At 46.1% G+C, this 17,203-nt stretch carries 16 protein-coding genes and 1 tRNA gene; 6 read left to right on the top strand and 11 right to left on the bottom strand.

Going from position 1 to position 17,203, the window contains the following annotated elements; translation table 11 throughout:
- Window positions 1–40: 40 nt before the first annotated feature.
- The 4 genes from CWE13_RS01270 to CWE13_RS01255 all read right to left on the bottom strand — a co-directional run bounded on the left by CWE13_RS01270 (window position 41) and on the right by CWE13_RS01255 (window position 5,021).
- The gene (locus tag CWE13_RS01270) at window positions 41–349 is read right to left on the bottom strand and encodes a hypothetical protein (protein WP_126805529.1); all 309 of its coding nucleotides are present in this window, start codon (window positions 347–349) and stop codon (window positions 41–43) included.
- A 119-nt stretch (window positions 350–468) separates the two neighbouring features.
- Entirely contained in the window at window positions 469–3,525 is a 3,057-nt protein-coding gene (locus CWE13_RS01265; protein WP_126805528.1) for an efflux RND transporter permease subunit, read from the bottom strand.
- A gap of 15 nt (window positions 3,526–3,540) precedes the next feature.
- The gene (locus CWE13_RS01260; RefSeq protein WP_126805527.1) at window positions 3,541–4,674 is read right to left on the bottom strand and encodes an efflux RND transporter periplasmic adaptor subunit; all 1,134 of its coding nucleotides are present in this window, start codon (window positions 4,672–4,674) and stop codon (window positions 3,541–3,543) included.
- A 255-nt stretch (window positions 4,675–4,929) separates the two neighbouring features.
- Window positions 4,930–5,021: transfer RNA gene (locus CWE13_RS01255), tRNA-Ser, on the bottom strand.
- Between the two features lie 416 nt (window positions 5,022–5,437).
- Between CWE13_RS01255 and CWE13_RS01250 the strand changes: the two genes are divergently transcribed.
- From CWE13_RS01250 to CWE13_RS01235, 4 genes are all read left to right on the top strand, one after another.
- On the top strand, window positions 5,438–6,097 hold the full coding sequence (locus CWE13_RS01250) for a Bax inhibitor-1/YccA family protein (protein ID WP_126805526.1): 660 nt from the start codon (window positions 5,438–5,440) through the stop codon (window positions 6,095–6,097).
- A gap of 96 nt (window positions 6,098–6,193) precedes the next feature.
- Window positions 6,194–6,589 (top strand): DsrE/DsrF/TusD sulfur relay family protein, encoded by a 396-nt coding sequence (locus CWE13_RS01245; protein WP_126805525.1) that lies wholly within the window; start codon window positions 6,194–6,196, stop codon window positions 6,587–6,589.
- A complete protein-coding gene (locus tag CWE13_RS01240) occupies window positions 6,583–6,918 on the top strand; it encodes a DsrE family protein (protein WP_126805524.1) in 336 nt (111 codons plus the stop codon). Before CWE13_RS01245 ends, CWE13_RS01240 begins: the two co-directional genes overlap by 7 nt.
- Before the next feature lie 19 nt (window positions 6,919–6,937).
- Window positions 6,938–7,267 (top strand): TusE/DsrC/DsvC family sulfur relay protein, encoded by a 330-nt coding sequence (locus tag CWE13_RS01235; RefSeq protein ID WP_126805523.1) that lies wholly within the window; start codon window positions 6,938–6,940, stop codon window positions 7,265–7,267.
- 109 nt (window positions 7,268–7,376) lie between these two features.
- On the opposite strand, the gene serS is transcribed toward CWE13_RS01235, so the two are convergent.
- The 7 genes from serS to lrp form a co-directional block, all read right to left on the bottom strand.
- Window positions 7,377–8,669 (bottom strand): serine--tRNA ligase, encoded by a 1,293-nt coding sequence (gene serS / locus CWE13_RS01230; RefSeq protein ID WP_126805522.1) that lies wholly within the window; start codon window positions 8,667–8,669, stop codon window positions 7,377–7,379.
- A gap of 75 nt (window positions 8,670–8,744) precedes the next feature.
- Window positions 8,745–9,254, bottom strand: a complete 510-nt coding sequence (locus CWE13_RS01225) for a fluoride efflux transporter FluC (protein ID WP_157980915.1) — start codon at window positions 9,252–9,254, stop codon at window positions 8,745–8,747.
- Window positions 9,247–9,639 (bottom strand): fluoride efflux transporter FluC, encoded by a 393-nt coding sequence (locus CWE13_RS01220; protein ID WP_126805520.1) that lies wholly within the window; start codon window positions 9,637–9,639, stop codon window positions 9,247–9,249. Before CWE13_RS01220 ends, CWE13_RS01225 begins: the two co-directional genes overlap by 8 nt.
- Window positions 9,636–10,949, bottom strand: coding sequence for a replication-associated recombination protein A (locus CWE13_RS01215; protein WP_126806133.1), 1,314 nt, complete (start codon window positions 10,947–10,949; stop codon window positions 9,636–9,638). Before CWE13_RS01215 ends, CWE13_RS01220 begins: the two co-directional genes overlap by 4 nt.
- A gap of 15 nt (window positions 10,950–10,964) precedes the next feature.
- The gene (lolA, locus tag CWE13_RS01210) at window positions 10,965–11,621 is read right to left on the bottom strand and encodes an outer membrane lipoprotein periplasmic chaperone LolA (protein WP_126805519.1); all 657 of its coding nucleotides are present in this window, start codon (window positions 11,619–11,621) and stop codon (window positions 10,965–10,967) included.
- On the bottom strand, window positions 11,621–14,176 hold the full coding sequence (locus CWE13_RS01205) for a DNA translocase FtsK (protein WP_126805518.1): 2,556 nt from the start codon (window positions 14,174–14,176) through the stop codon (window positions 11,621–11,623). The genes lolA and CWE13_RS01205 overlap by 1 nt, the downstream gene beginning before the upstream one ends.
- Before the next feature lie 81 nt (window positions 14,177–14,257).
- Window positions 14,258–14,740, bottom strand: a complete 483-nt coding sequence (gene lrp, locus CWE13_RS01200; RefSeq protein WP_126805517.1) for a leucine-responsive transcriptional regulator Lrp — start codon at window positions 14,738–14,740, stop codon at window positions 14,258–14,260.
- Between the two features lie 177 nt (window positions 14,741–14,917).
- Here lrp and ald point away from each other — a divergent pair, with 177 nt between their 5' ends.
- Window positions 14,918–16,045 carry an alanine dehydrogenase gene (gene ald, locus CWE13_RS01195; protein ID WP_126805516.1) on the top strand — a complete coding sequence of 376 codons (1,128 nt, stop codon included), beginning with the start codon at window positions 14,918–14,920 and terminating at the stop codon, window positions 16,043–16,045.
- A 133-nt stretch (window positions 16,046–16,178) separates the two neighbouring features.
- A complete protein-coding gene (gene trxB / locus CWE13_RS01190) occupies window positions 16,179–17,141 on the top strand; it encodes a thioredoxin-disulfide reductase (protein ID WP_126805515.1) in 963 nt (320 codons plus the stop codon).
- The last annotated feature ends 62 nt before the right edge of the window (window positions 17,142–17,203 follow it).

Here is a 17,203-nt window from a genome sequence, read left to right as displayed (position 1 = left end):
AATTTCTCCAACAAATCAAAAAAAACAAAAAAGCGATGATTTATTGGTGAGCTGGCGGCGCTCTCGATTGGAAATGAAGATAGCTAGCAGCGCAAATTGCACCGGTGGAAACAGCCACTGAACGATAGGTAATGCGCTTAGTAGGCGACGTGGTCGAAGACACTAGAACATCGGGTTGATCGCCTTCGCTTTCAGCCGACGGAATCCAAAATTCGCTGTAATCAACGGTATCTTGGTAGCCATCAATAGGCGCTTGCTGTTCAAGTACTGTTGCTTGCGCAGATACAGCACTAAATAAACATGCGAAAATCAGATAGCGAAAAAGATACATCGTTTGTTCTACCAACATAGACACCTGTAAATAACATATGCCCGCTCTCATAGAAAAACAAGAGCGGGCATAAATATATTTTCAGTGACATGAAGAACACTAGGTTACATTGATATACAGCTTGCTTGGCCAATCATCTAGGTGGCTTGCTCAACCTCTCGGTTTTTCCCCAAGTATAAATATACGGCGGGCAAGACAAACAACGTAAACACCGTACCAATTGTCATCCCGGCCGCAATAATCAAGCCCATAGCGAAGCGTGAAGCGCCACCCGGGCCACTGGCAAACAACAAAGGCACCATCGCTAACACAGTAGCTGCTGTGGTCATGAGAATAGGCCGTAACCGAATAGCCGCAGCTTGTTCGATTGCATCACGCTTACTCTTACCTTCTTCTTGCAGCTTGTTTGCGAATTCAACAATTAAAATACCGTGTTTAGCGATCAAACCAATCAAGGTTACAAGGCCTACTTGGGTATAAATATTGAGTGAGGCAAACCCTAAACTAACGAATATCAGAGCGCCACATATACTCATCGGTACGGTTACCAACACAATTATAGAATCACGGAATGATTCGAACTGCGCCGCCAATACCAAAAAGATAATCAACAACGCGAAGAAAAAGGTAACGACTAATTGTTGCCCTTCGCTCTTAAACTGCCGAGATTGCCCAGCATAATCAACGACTACGCCACCCGGTAAGCGTTCCGCCGCGATATTATCAAGTACCGCAAGGGCATCGCCCAATGCTACCCCAGGACGAGGAAGACCGGAGATAGTTACCGCGTTCAGCTGTTGGAAACGTTTTAATTGCTGTGGCTGTACCGATTCTTCTAAGGTAACCAATGCAGAGAGAGGTACTAATTCCCCAGCTCTGTTGCGCGTATAGAACTCAGTGAGTTGCTCAGGGCTAATTCGCTCACTGCGTTGAACTTGTGGAATCACGCGATATGAACGGTTTTCAAGGGCAAATCGACCGGCATACACCCCAGCCATCATGCTGGCGATATCACCAGAAACTTGCGCCATATCAACGCCCATCAGGGCCGCTTTATCACGATCAATATTTACCGTTTGCCGCGGCCGATCAATGCGCAAATCTGAATCAAGCATAATGAAACGGCCGCTGGCCATGCCCTCGCCTATGATCTCTTCAGCGAGTTCGCGCAAATTCTCAATCGGTTGCGTTGAGCTTAAGATGAATTCAACTGGTAATCCACCGCCTGGGCTTGGCAACGAAGGCGGAATAAGGGCGAAGACATTCAAACCAGGTATATCATTCACAAAAGGCTGAATCGTTTCATCGAGCACTTCTTGTGTGCTACGTTCCCGTTGATCCCAAGGTTTAAAACCTATTCCGGTACCTGCACTACCCGGCCCCAGCATGCCGTTGATAACAAATGCCATTTCAATTTCATCGGTATCGCGCTGAAGCTCTGCCATTTTTGCCGTGTTCTGCTCAATATACTCCAGCGTTGCGTAGCTATCACCGTTACTGATAATGAATACAAAGCCGAGATCTTCCTGTGGTTCTAGCTCTGAATTACTGGTAATGAACAAGAAATAGCAGGAAATAAATACAATAATACCAAAGATGGCAAATACAGATTTCGTTTCCAACGAACCATGTAATCGCTGCTGATAACGATCGCGAAGGTTATTAAAGCGGCTATCTAGCCATTGCTCAAAGCGTGGGCGAGCACTGCCATCACGGCGCGATTGCAGCATCCGCGAACACATCATAGGCGATAATGTAAGTGCCACAACGCCGGAAAGAATAACCGTGCCGGCAAGTGTGAATGCAAACTCAATGAATAAGGTACCGGTAAGGCCGCCAATAAAGCCGATAGGAACAAATACGGCTACTAAGGTGGTGGACATCACAATCACCGGGCCAGCAAGTTGACGCGCCCCCAATAACGAGGCATCCATCCGCGACATACCCTCTTCTAAATGTCGCTGAATGTTCTCTAACATGATAATGGCATCATCAACCACAATACCAATGGCTAACACCATGGCTAACAAGGTTAGTAGGTTAATTGAAAAGCCCAGCATCAACATCATGGCAAATGTACCAATCAGCGAGAGCGGAACGGCAACAGCAGGAATAATCACCGAGCGTAAAGAGCCCAAAAATCCATAAATAACGGCGAGAACAATCACTAACGCTAAAACGATAGTAATAACTACTTCATCAATGGCATTCTCGATGTATTCAGTAGAATCATAAGAAATGCTTGCGCTTAAGCCTTCAGGCAGTTGCGGAATAATTTCTTCGTCCCAAACCGAACGCACTTCTTGGATAACCTCTAACGCATTCGCATCAGGCGCAATTTCCACACCAATAAAGGTAGCGGGCTGGCCGTTATACAACGCCGAGTTATCATAGGATTCTGCCCCTAGCTCAATATCCGCAATAGCGCCTAAACGGACAACAGCACCGTTGTCAGAACGAATAATTAATTGTTCAAACTCTGCAACGCTCCGTAAATCAGTATCTGCGGTAAGGTCGATCGCAACGCGTTGGCCACGCGTACGCCCCACTGCCGATAACACGTTGTTCGCGCGTAAAGCCTGCATAACATCCGAGCCGGTGGTGTTTAACGCTGCCATCTTGGCTGAATCCAGCCAGATTCGCATTGCAAAAGTTTGTCCACCCAAAATACCAGCGCGTTGAACACCTGATACCGTTGCGAGCTTAGGTTCAACAACGCGCACCAAGTAATCAGTAATTTGATTGCTATCCAAAATATCGCTGTAAAACGATAGGTACATAGCCGCTACATCTGACCCTACCGCAAGCGAAACCACTGGATCCATAGCATCTTCCGGCAAATCTGAACGTAACTTATTCACCTGCGCTGCTATTTGCGTGAGTGCATTATTCGGATCGTAATCAAGGCGCAAATAAGCGGTGATGGTACTCACCCCTGCACTTGACGAAGAAACGATATAATCAATGCCTTCAGCGGCCGCTATTTCACGTTCTAACGGCGTGGTGATAAAGCCTTGGATTAGATCCGCATCGGCACCAATATAACTGGTAGTTACGGTTACTGCGGCATTCTGAATCTCGGGAAATTGGCGAACATTCAAATCAAATGCTGCCCGTAAACCAATCAATAAAATCAGTAAACTAATAACCGTTGCCAGCACCGGTTTACGAATAAAAATATCAGTAAATTTCATAACGCAAACATTCCCTTAACGATTTGCTGGGCGTGGTTCACGCTCTGCGGGTGGCTGTACATCAGGATCATCGTTAATTTTCACTGCGGCGTTATTGCGAAGTTTCAACAAACCGGACGTTGCTATTCGCTCACCAAGCTCCAAACCTTCTGAAACCTCAATCAAATCGCCTTGTACTTGACCGGTTTTAATCAATCGTTGTTGCACTTGTAATTCATCATCACCCGAAATTACATATACAACATTCCCAAACGGATTGAATTGCACGGCAGTACGAGGAATCACCAACACCGAACGCGGCTCAGCAATATCAAGCGCCACCCGGGAAAACATGCCAGGCATTAATTTCGCTTCAGCGTTTGCAAAGCTAGCTTGAATTTCAATCGAACGTGTAGATTCTTGCACCTGCGGCGCTAACGCCGTTATCTCACCCGTGAATAGCTCATTTTGATAAGCATCTACTGAAGCCGTAATCGCCATACCAAGGTGAACATCCGCTATACGCTGCTCTGGAAGGGTGAAATTAAGGTAAATAGGGTCTGTTGATTGTAAGCTCACCAAAGGCGTACCCGGGGCAACATACTCACCAAGGTTCACCTGCCGAATACCCAAAGTACCTGAAAATGGTGCGCGAATCGTTTTTTGCCGAATTAACGCATCTTGTGCCTGTAACGCCGCGGATACTTGCGCTACTTCACTTTCCGCGCGGGCAACGTCGGATTCAGAAATATTCTGTGATTCTGCAAGCGGTTTAAGCCGCTCTGCTTCGGTACGCGCAATCTCTAGTTGAGCCGCCAACCGCGCGCGCTCAGCTTCATCAATGTCAGTATCTAAGGTTACCAACACGTCGCCTTCTTCTACTGCGGTACCGTTTTCAAACTGAATCGATGTAATAACACCGCCTACCTGCGCTGATAGATGGGTGCCATTCACTGCTCGAAAGCTACCAATAGATGTTGTCTGCTCCCGCCACGTTTCCTCAGAAACCTCGGTAGCAGTAATTGTGGCTGTTGGCGCTGGCATGTTATCGAAGAAATTATTCATAGAATAAGTGCCGACAGCTTTTAAGCCAAAAATCAGACCGAATACAATAATCGAGAGAACAAGCATAAGGACCATACGCTTAGTTACCGAGGCTTTTCCTTTCATAATACTTCCTATAATACGCTGCGGGAGGTTTAGCTATGGCTCATCTACTGCTGGGGCTGGGATGCAGAACTTTGGGCCATCATTAGATATCGCAAAATCAAGCTTATAAACTGTGTATACAAGCCCGTAGATACTTACGCACTAGCTTTGGAATAGGTTTACGTAAAATTTACGGATTTATATTATAACACGGGAATAGTTTCATTTTAGATACAAAAAAGGCGCTGTTTGATAAACAGCGCCTTTTTCTGAATTTGGCGGAGAGGGAGGGATTCGAACCCCCGGTAGGTATGAACCTACGCCTGATTTCAAGTCAGGTGCATTAAACCGAGCTCTGCCACCTCTCCAAATTGTGTGCTTCAGCTAAACCGAACTAAAAGCTTCTTGCTGAAGACGGAGCGAATGATAAATACCTCGCCCCAGCTTGTAAAGTAAAAATCTAACATTTTTGTTTGTTTGCTGTAAAAATAGCCGAACCGAGGCTTTTTTCGACATCGAAAGACGTATTTTAGCCATGAATGGCAATAAAGATTAAATACCACTGCTGCAAGTACGATTTTAGTTGAAACCCTCCCCCGGTGATAAGGTATAGTAGAACTATTCAAAAATACTGTGCTCTAAAGTAACAATACCAACGTATAAGGGATGAAGTGTTTCAATCCAGTTTGCAAACAGCCGGCGGTGAAATTACTTTCAACCAAGTATACAGTGCGATATTTGTTTCTTTAAGCCAATGAACAACAAGCACCTGGAGAAAATATCTATGAACAACCCTACTGTGCATACAGCGCGCCAAGAAACCTCAGTTGAGGTGAACAAGGTTCTACGCAATACGTATTCACTTCTCGCCTTAACCTTAGCGTTCAGCGCTATTGTTGCTGGTGTAGCTGGCATGATGAACCTGCCATACCCAGGAATCCTTGTAACTCTCGTAGGATTTTACGGGTTACTTTTTGCCGTCCACAAAACAGCAGATAGCGGTTTAGGCTTAGTGTTTACCTTTGCACTTACCGGTTTCATGGGTTACACCCTAGGGCCAATATTAAATATGGTCGTTGCTAGTGGCGGCGCTGATATCATTATGCTTGCTATGGGTGGTACTGCGGCAATATTCTTTGCTCTTTCCGCCTATGTATTAACAACTAAGAAAGATATGTCTTTCCTAGGTGGCATGATGATGGCCGGCTTCGTGGTTATTGTAATTGCCTTTGTAGCTAACCTATTTTTACAGCTCCCTGCGTTAGGTTTGGCTATTAGCGCTATCTTCATCCTGTTCTCATCGGGTGCGATTTTGATGCAAACCAGTGCTATCGTGAATGGTGGCGAACGTAACTACATTCGCGCTACCATCACCTTGTTTGTATCGATCTACAACATTCTACTAAGCTTAATTAACATCTTAATGGCGTTAACTCGCGAATAATTTGTACCTAAGCACTGCATTCAAAACGCCCCGTGGTTACTCTCGGGGCGTTTTTCGTTATACTCTGAGCATGCACGATTTCCAAAGGCACACGTAATGGCGAATAGTTCGTATGTAATCATGTTGCAAGCCGCTCCCGATGATTACTTCGCGGGCCGGCAAGCCTTGCAGTGCGCACAAGATATAGTTAGCAGAGGCGAGCAGCTTAAGCAGGTGTTCTTTTATGGCCCTGCGGTGGTTTACGCCAATCAATTTTTACAAAGCCCTAGTGGTTATCCAGATCTGCAGGAACAGTGGCGTAAATTCTCGCGTGAACACAATATTCCCCTCGTCGTATGTGCCACAGTTGGTAGCCAATACGGCTTAGAATCACTCCCTCCACCAGCCGGTAACTTGGCCGAAGGATTTTCCGCAGGTGGCTTAGCTGAATTTATTGAAACCCTTGCCAATACCGAGCATTTGTTACAATTTCAGGGGAACGCTGCATGCTAATGTTTCATTTTACCAAGCCTGCTAACCACGCCAGCGCACGGCAAGGTTTAGATATGTTACTGATGGCTGTGAGCCTCGATCAGCCATGTTGTGCACTATATAGCGGTGAAGCCTTAGAGCAGCTATTGAAGCCTTTGAGTAGCTTTGATCCGCTAAAGAAAATAGGCATGCTCGATGCCGTGTTTGATTTTGCTGATATCTATGTTGATAGCGCCTCATTCACAGCAATGAATGTTTCGGTTGATAATTTTCGGGTACCGGTAAAAGTTATCGACAGCGCCGAAATCGATCGCCTTAATAGTCAAGCCAAACACAAACTTCTGTTTTAAATAATTACTTAGAGCAACCATGATTGAATTTAATGGCGTGAGCTACGCAACCGATAAACATGAATATTTAGCTGATTTCTCGGCCTGGTCGCCGGAACTTGCTGAGCATATCGCGCATTTAGAAAATATTGAAATGAGCTCAGCCCACTGGGAAGTGGTTAATTTTGTGCGGGCATTTTATAGTGAATACGAAACCAGCCCGGCAATGCGGGTACTTGTGAAAGCGGTAGCCAAATCATTAGGTGAAGATAAAGGCAACAGCCGTTACTTGTATAAACTCTTCCCCAAAGGCCCTGCCAAACAAGCTACGCGTATTGCAGGGTTACCTAAGCCAGCGAAGTGCATTTAATCGTCATCCACAAAAAAGACAACCACTTGGGTTGTCTTTTTGTTTGTCAGTTTTTTGTTTGTCAGTTCTTTGTTTGCCACTATTTTTGCTTCCCACGCTTATTGCGTGATTAGCGGTGAATCGATTCTGCACCATTCATATACGGGCGTAATACTTCCGGCACGACTACCGAACCATCGGCTTGCTGATAATTCTCTAGAATAGCCACTAGTGTGCGCCCTACTGCCAGCCCAGAACCGTTTAATGTATGCAGAAGCTCAGGCTTTTTGGCACCTTTACGGCGAAAACGTGCTTGCATTCTCCGCGCTTGAAAATCGCCCATATTTGAACACGAGCTAATTTCGCGATAGGTATCTTGCCCCGGCAGCCACACCTCTAAATCGTAGGTTTTACATGCACCAAAGCCCATATCGCCGGTGCATAACAATACCTTACGATAAGGTAAGTTTAGTAGTTGCAGAACTTTCTCGGCATGGCCTGTGAGTTCTTCCAATGCTTGCATTGAATCTTCAGGCTTAACAATTTGCACAAGTTCCACTTTATCAAACTGATGTTGACGAATAAGCCCACGCGTATCGCGACCATGAGACCCTGCCTCACTACGAAAACACGGCGTATGCGCCGTTAGTTTAATGGGCAGCTCAGTTTCATCGAAAATCTCGTCGCGGGCTAAGTTCGTTAGTGGAACCTCTGCCGTTGGAATTAACGATAACGCCACTTGGTCTTGGCTTTCGCCTTCAACATGGAATAAATCTTTACCGAACTTAGGAAGTTGTCCGGTACCATACAAACTGGCGTGGTTCACTAAATAAGGCACATAGGTTTCCGCGTAACCATGCTCTTCGCTATGTAAATCGAGCATAAACTGCGTGAGGGCGCGGTGCATACGAGCAACACCACCTTTCATCACAACAAAACGTGCGGCGGTAAGCTTAGCTGCTTGGCCAAAATCCAAACCATGGTTCAAATCTTCCGCTACATCCACATGATCCTTTGCTGCAAAATCAAAGGTGGGTGGCGTACCAAATTTACTAATTTCAACGTTTTCAGTTTCGTCAGCGCCCTCTGGCACGTCATCGGCTGGCAAGTTCGGTACACCCGCGATTACGGCTTGTAGCTCATCTTGCACTTGATTCAGCTCAGCTTTTGCAGCTTCAAGTTGTTCACCTAAAGAACCAACTTCTGCTAACAACGGTTCGATATCTTCACCGCGAGATTTAGCTTGGCCTATTGATTTGGAACGGCTGTTTCTTTCGCTTTGCAGCGTTTCAGTGCGAACCTGAATTTCTTTCCGGCGCGCTTCTAAATTTGTTAACGCCGCTACATCTAATGTAAAACCGCGGCGCTTAAGGCCTGCTGCCGTTTCTTCAATACCTTCACGAAAGTGTTTCGCATCTAACATTCACTGTTCTCACTTCTTTGATCGTGGAGTTGCCGCATTGTGTATCTTGCTAAATAACTATCCACAAATGCCACATCATTTAAATTTATAAGCTGAATTATACCGATTCCGAGCCAGCAAGAAACCAAGCATGAGCATAAATAAACCAAATAAAATAGATATTAGTAAATACCCGAGTGCCGCAACTTGATTTGAAACCGCAAACCCGGCGATTATCACCGGTTCGGTTAGTAACTGTAACAAATCTTTACTGAACCCTGAAAAGGTTGTTAACGCCGCAAATAAGCCGCTACTAAAGAATAGAAACCATGCGTCCGATAATTGTTTTTCCGTGCTTGTCGTTAAAAATAAGCGCCTTGCCGTTACCAAACCCAAACCAAAACAGCCGGCGGCATTTACCAGCACAGTGGCAACGGGAAAATCACTGCTGGCGTATAACATTAACTCCCCTACTTGCCCCTGATAGCTCAACTGCACAAAGGCGCGAATCAAAGCACCTAAGGCACCACCAAGTGCAACGGCGATGCTGAACCACAGCAATTCCCTAAGGTTAACTTTAGCGCGAGGTACTTTTACGCTAGCCAAAGTAGCCTCCTGCCACGGTGAAATACCCCATTGCAATAGCAAATGCACATACCAGCACACTCGCATTCATATATAAAAAGGCCCTCACCGGCTTTTCTTTGAGCGAGCTCTGGAACTCAAGAATAAAGGTGGAAAACGTTGTGAAACCGCCTAACAAACCGAACTCAAAGAATACAAATGCATGGGTAGCTGCTTGTGGTGATAAGCCTTGCTGACTGCGAACATTAATGAGTGCCAACACCAAGCCTAAGAGAAAAGCGCCAACAACATTAACGCCAAAAGTTGCGGGTATACTGGAATCAAAACGCCACATACTAAGGCGCGTTAACCAATATCGGCTAACCGCGCCGAGTGCTCCGCCAAGGGCTATATACAGCCACATCATGGTTTGAAGTCTTGCCAACGTTGCCAAGAGCTTTGGCTATCGAGTTGCTGTAGCCGATCGAGCTTTTCTTTGATTTTCAGCTCTAAACCGCGATCGCTGGGTTGATAATAAACCTTATTAGCGAGTTCTGGCGGTAGGTAAGATTCGCCGGCCACATAGGCCTGAGGATGGTTATGTGCATATTGGTACTCCGCCCCATAGCCTTCTTGCTTATGAATTTTAGTGGGGGCATTGCGCAAATGCTCTGGCACTGGATACGATTCACCATCGTTGGCAAGTGCCAGCATTTCGTTAAATGCGCTATATACCGCATTACTTTTCGCTGCACTTGCACAATAGATTGTAGCTTGCGCGATAGCCCGCTCACCCTCGGCTGGGCCTACACGATGATAGGTATCCCAAGCATTTAATGCCAATTGCAGAGCACGTGGATCTGCATTGCCGATATCTTCTGAAGCGATAGCAAGTAAACGTCGAGCAACAATAAGCGCATCGCCGCCGCCCGCTAAAATGCGGCAATACCAATACAGTGCGCCATCAGGCGAAGATCCACGTACCGATTTATGAAAAGCGGAGAGTAAATCGTAGTAAAGATCGCCTTTATTATCGAACAATACGCCTTTTTCGCCTACGGCATCGGCTAGTAGCGCGGCACTGATGGTTTCACCGTCGGCCACAAAATCCGCGGCAATTTCAATTGAATTCAATAAGCGCCGAGCATCACCCGAAGCAACGCGAAATAAATATTCGCGAGCATCGCTACTCAACGTTAGATGTCGTTTACCTAAGCCACGAGTATCATCTTCTAGCGCTTGGTCAAGAACTAAGCCTAAATCGTGTTCTGAGAGTACTTGCAGCCGGTACGTGCGCGCTCTAGAAAGCAACGCATTATTTAAAGCAAAGCCTGGGTTCTCGGTGGTAGCACCCACAAAAATAATGGTGCCATCTTCAATATGCGGTAAAAACGCATCTTGTTGGCTTTTATTAAAACGGTGTACTTCATCAACAAACAACAAAGTTTTCTGTTGAAACATGCCATCGCTTTGGCGCTTCTTTGCGGCATCAATCGCTTCACGAATATCTTTCACACCCGATGTAACCGCAGAAATACGTGTTACATGCGCATCAGCCACCTCTGCCATTAATTCCGCCAGTGTGGTTTTCCCAGTGCCCGGAGGGCCCCACAGGATCATAGAATGCAAATGCCCCTGCTCAAGTGATTTGCGCAGGGGCTTGCCAGAGGCGAGAATGTGTTGTTGGCCAACGTATTCAGAAAGTGTTCGCGGCCGCATGCGTGCGGCTAACGGCATGAAATCGTTCAACCTTCACTCCCTTTGGTCGTCAACATCAATTCCGGGAGCCAGGTTGAAACGAAACTGCTCTGCATCGATAGGCTCGTTCTGTGCCGTAATACGCAAATGGAAAATGCTCTTCTGCCCCTGGCCATCATCCACAATTAATTGTTGTAACTGATCGTCGGCAAAGCCCAAAACCAAACTTGAACCATACGCCTGCAAATCGTTAATTTGCCAATACTGCATCGCCGCTGTCTGGGAATCGCTATTCTGCTCTGATGTGATATCGCGAACCTCAAAGTTATCCCAATTTGCATTGGCATCAAGTAATAGCAAAAGCGGGTTCGCTTGCATCGCATCCGCTTGGGTGTACAAGGTTACCTGTTCAATAAATGGATTATAAAAATAGATGGTTTCGCCATCCGCTACTAACACCGAAGCATCCGGCTCATCTGTTACCCAGCGCAAGCGTGCCGGGCGTTCTAAGTAGAATGTGCCCGCTGCTTCTTGCAGTAACTCATCGTTATCATATACTTCCTGCACAAACGTACCCTGTAGGCTTTGCATGCCCTCAAGTTGCGCTTGTAACACATCATTTGCAGCATACGCTGTGCTCGTAAGTGAGGACAACACCATCCCCGATAACAAAACACTTATGCTCATTACGGAAGCTAATTTCCGATACATCAAAATTCCCTCGGTGGTTTAGGTGCTATTACTTCACGGGCACCGTTATGCCCAGCTGAAGATACGACACCGGAAACTTCCATTTGTTCTACAATACGAGCCGCTCGATTGTAACCAATACGGAATTTACGCTGAACACTCGATACCGATACACGGCGGGTTTCCGTTACAAATGCTACCGCCTCATCATACAGCGCATCTGATTCTACATCGTCATCACTTGATTCACCGGGCAGTAGGCTGTCGTCGCCTTGGTCGCCTTTTAGAATTTCTTCTAGGTAATTGGGTCGTCCACGTTTTTTCCAATCAGCAACTACCGCATGTACTTCGTGATCATCCACAAACGCACCATGCACCCGCACCGGAACGCCGGAGCCCGGAGGCATATACAGCATGTCCCCTTGACCAAGCAGGTGCTCTGCCCCACTTTGATCAAGAATAGTACGAGAATCTATTTTTGAAGACACTTGGAATGAAATACGCGTTGGAATGTTGGCTTTAATTAAACCGGTAATAACATCTACCGATGGCCGTTGAGTAGCAAGAATTAAATGAATGCCGGCAGCCCGAGCTTTCTGCGCGATCCGTGCAATCAACTCTTCTACTTTTTTGCCAACAATCATCATCATATCGGCAAGTTCATCAACCACCACGACTACGTAGGGTAGCTTGCCTAGCTCAGGCGCGCGCTCATCCATCGAATCACCCGGCTTCCAAATAGGATCACGTAAGGGTTCACCGGCTTCAATCGCTTCGAGTACCTTCTGATTGTAACCTTTGAGATTACGTACACCCAAAGCCGACATCAGCTTGTAGCGCCGTTCCATTTCGCCCACACACCAACGCAAAGCATTGGCGGCGTCTTTCATATCCGTTACTACTTCCGTTAATAAATGCGGAATACCATCATAAACCGATAGTTCTAACATCTTCGGATCGATCATAATCATACGTACATCTTCTGGCTGCGATTTATATAGCATGCTCAGAATCATTACGTTAATCCCTACGGATTTACCTGAACCGGTGGTTCCAGCTACCAACAAGTGCGGCATTTTCGCTAAATCAACGGTAACCGGTTTGCCCGCAATGTCCTTACCTAACACCATACTCAAGGGAGAACCTGATTTGCCAAAGCTCTCACTCTCAATTACTTCGCTCAAACGTACAATTTCACGATTTTTATTTGGCAACTCTAAGCCAACATAAGATTTACCAGGGATCACTTCCACAACCCGAACTGCGATCGCCGAAAGTGAGCGCGCGATATCTTTTGCTAGGTTTGAAATCTTGCTTACTTTTACGCCAGGTGCCAGATCAAGCTCAAAGCGAGTGACCACAGGCCCGGGCTGAACCCCAGCTACTTGAACATCAACGCCAAAGTCCTTCAGAACAGCTTCAACCGTGCGGCTCACCTGATCTAATTCTTCTTGGCTAATTGGATTTTCAGTGCGATTTGCTCTATCAAGTAAGCTGATTGCTGGCAACTCACTTACCCATTTCGGGCCATCAGAATCAGCTCCATTTTGCGAGGATGTTTTTGATTGACTTGCAGCCGTGGATTTCTTGGCCATCGGCACTACGTTTTGTTGCTTGCGTAACACCTCAGGCGCTGGTTTATCCTCTATGTCAAACGGTGGTTCGTCGTCAATATTCGACCACAAAGCTTCATCACTGATGTCCTCAGCTTGATGTGAGCTCATTGAAGGTAAATCTTCCGGCTCATCAGCTAAGCGACCATGCGCCAACGGCATATTATCCCAATTGTCGTCATTATCTCGCGCGCTACCAGAAGCTTTTGCGGTGCTCCTCGCCTTCGGTTTACGCGTGAACTTGGCGCTTATCCGCGCCCATAAGCTAGGTTTTGAGGTTTTATCCTGCTTTTTCGAGGCTAAATCGCTTTCTTCGGGTTCTGAACTAGATGGCGATTTTAAGGTACTCGGCTTTCGTTTTGTAACCTTGCTATCGGTCGAAAATAACTTTTTAACACCGTTCCAAACCCAAAGGCTGGCAATAATCACCGATTCACCCAACTTATCCACTAAGCCAATCCAGGAAATCCCAGTGATTAGGGTAATTCCCGTGAGAATAAAGGTTAGCAAAATTAAAGATGTGCCTGCCAAATTGAAGTATGGCAGCATTGCGCCGGTAATGACGTCGCCGAGTAACCCGCCGGGAGAAAAATTAAATACAGGCTGAATATTTAAACTCGCCAGCCCAGTAGCGCCAAGAAGAAATAACAATACACCCACTAAGCGCAAGCCTAAGGTGAGGTAATCTAAGCTAATTAAACGCCGCGGCCGATGAAAAACAACATAGCCAAAGCCAGCAACAACAAAAGGAATGCTGTACGCCAGTGCACCAAACGCAAACAATAAAATATCTGCGAACCAAGCACCGATTGCGCCGGCTGCGTTCTGAATATCTTGAGTGTGGCTGGATTGAGACCAACCCGGATCTGCAGGATTGAACGTGAGTAGCGAGGTAAGCAAGAATATTGCTAGTGCCCCACACAGTATCAAGCCGGTTTCCAGTAGCCGCTGTACGCCGTTCATAATGCTCCGCTATTCTAATAGTTGTTACTGATGCGCCGAATTAACTCGATATTTATCATTCTACCGAAAAGATTACCAAGTTCAGCCTTTTATCACTACTTTATTCTCTTGTTTTACCGCTTCCATCACTACATAGGTTCGTGATTCATTCACACCGGGCATATTTAACAGGGTTTCCCCTAATAATTTTCGATAAGCAGCCATATCGGCAACGCGTGCTTTTAGTAAAAAATCGAAATCTCCCGAAACTAGATGGCATTCTAAAATCTCATCGGTTTTCCGTGCCGCATCGCTAAATTCAGCAAAAACATCTGACGATGTTTTACTTAAGGTTATTTCTACAAAAACAAGCAACGGCGTGCCCAGTTTATCGGGGTCTATTCGGGCATGGTATCCCTTAATCACACCATGCCGCTCAAGCTTGCGAACGCGCTCTAAGCATGGAGTTGGGCTTAATCCCACCTCTTTTGCCAAAAGCACATTGGATATTCTGCCACGCTCCTGCAGGATGCGTAAAATTTTACGGTCGAGCCTATCGATAGTTACTTTATCGTTATCTTTCATATCTGCCAGCATATTTAACTGTAATTAACACTAAATATAGCATAAACACGCTATTTTGCACCCGAAAAAAGTAGGTCACTCCGGATTGAGCTGAGCTATACTTTGCCCAAATTTTACATCTGTATTGTTCTTACGAAACAGTATAGAAAACCACTGAAACTTGAGGCTCTAAACGTTATGTTGATTGGTGTACCTAAAGAAATTAAAAACCACGAGTATCGCATTGGCTTAACCCCTGCAGCGGTCCGTGAGTATGTTGAACACGGCCATGATGTCATCATTCAACGCGATGGCGGCTTGGCCATTGGTTTCACGAATGAAGATTACGAAAATGCCGGCGCACGAATCATTGATACGCCAGAAGAAATATTTGCTAGTGCCGATATGATCGTAAAAGTAAAAGAGCCACAGCCAGGCGAATGTAAACAACTGCGCGAAGGGCAAATTCTGTACACCTATTTACACCTTGCGCCGGATCCAGAACAAACACGTTTGCTAGCAGAAGCAGGCGTTACGGCTATTGCCTATGAAACCGTTACCGATAACCGTGGCGGTTTACCGTTGTTAGCGCCAATGAGTGAAGTTGCTGGCCGTATGGCAATTCAAGCCGGTGCGCATAACTTAGAAAAAGCTCACGGCGGCAGCGGTACCTTGTTAGGTGGCGTTCCGGGTGTTGCTCCGGGGAAAGTTTTGATCATCGGTGGCGGCGTTGTAGGAACACAAGCCGCTAAAATGGCGGTTGGTCTTGGTGCTGAAGTAACAATTCTCGATCGTTCATTGCCACGCTTGCGTGAACTCGACGATATCTTTGGTGGCCGCATTAAAACTGTTTATTCCACGGTTGATGCGATTGATGCATATTCTCGCGAAGCCGATTTAGTTGTTGGGGCGGTTTTAATTCCAGGCGCAGCTGCACCAAAACTATTAACCCGCGATCATATTAAGAATATGAAGCCAGGTTCAGTGCTGGTTGACGTAGCGATCGATCAAGGCGGTTGTTTTGAAACGTCAAAAGCCACTACCCATCAAGATCCAACCTACGTTATCGACGATGTAGTGCATTACTGCGTTGCGAATATGCCAGGTGGTGTTGCGCGTACTTCAACTATCGCTCTAAACAACGCTACTCTGCCGTACGGTATCGCCCTTGCGAATAAAGGTATTGATGCGCTTGCCAACGATGCAAACCTGCGTAATGGCTTGAATATGCATAAAGGTTACATTACATACAAAGCCATTCACGATGACCTCGGTGAGCGTTTAGGCCTTGAGTATTTAGACCCAATGCACGCAATTAAGATCTAGCCTAACGGGCAACCGTTGCGATAAGCGTACAAATTAATAAGAGCCGGTTTTAAACCGGCTCTTTACGCTTGTACAACATGTGCCTACAATAACCCTCAAATTTTTTTCGAATAAGAACAGTGGAGTTGTATTCATGGCTGAAGTGAAGCACTGCAAACTTCTGATTTTGGGCTCGGGCCCGGCAGGTTACACTGCTGCAGTTTATGCAGCGCGCGCAAACCTCAATCCTGTATTAGTTACCGGCATTCAACAAGGTGGCCAGCTAACCACCACTACTGAAGTTGAAAACTGGCCTGGCGATCCTGAAGGCTTAACCGGCCCGGATTTGATGGTGCGTATGCAACAACACGCAGAACGTTTTGATACTGAAATTGTATTTGATCACATTAACAGTGTTAATTTCACCCAACGCCCGTTTCGCCTTCAAGGCGATTCAGCTGAATACACTGCTGATGCAGTGATTATTGCTACTGGTGCTTCTGCAAAATATCTAGGGTTACCTTCTGAAGATGCGTTCAAAGGCCGCGGCGTAAGCGCCTGTGCCACCTGTGATGGTTTCTTTTATCGTGGTCAAAAAGTATGTGTGGTGGGCGGCGGTAATACCGCTGTTGAAGAAGCCCTGTACTTATCTAACATTGCTGAAGAAGTTCATGTAATTCACCGCCGTGATAGTTTCCGTGCCGAGAAAATATTGATTGATCGGTTAATGGCGAAAGCTGAAAATGGCAATGTTGTTTTGCATCTTCATCAAACTCTTGATGAAGTACTTGGCGACCAAATGGGCGTTACCGGTATTCGCATGAAAGATTTCCGTGATGGCAGCACGTCAGAACTTGATGTCCAAGGCGTATTTATTGCTATTGGCCATCAGCCAAACACGCAAATGTTTACCGAACAGCTTGATATGGAAAACGGTTATTTGAAAGTGCAATCAGGTTTGCATGGAAATGCTACGCAAACATCTATCCCAGGCGTTTTCGCAGCCGGTGATGTAAGCGATCATATCTATCGCCAAGCAATCACATCGGCTGGTACTGGTTGTATGGCTGCGCTTGATGCAGAACGCTTTCTTGATGCGCTTGATAACGATAAATAATTCGGCCAACCTCTAATTAAGAGCCAGCCTCATTATGCGCTGGCTCTTAATTTAAATCGCTG

The sequence above is a fragment of the Aliidiomarina shirensis genome (genome assembly GCF_003987345.1).
GTDB classification, from domain to species: Bacteria; Pseudomonadota; Gammaproteobacteria; order Enterobacterales; family Alteromonadaceae; genus Aliidiomarina; species Aliidiomarina shirensis.
Note: the sequence above shows the minus strand (reverse complement) of the source record. Positions and strands in the feature narration are given on the sequence as shown.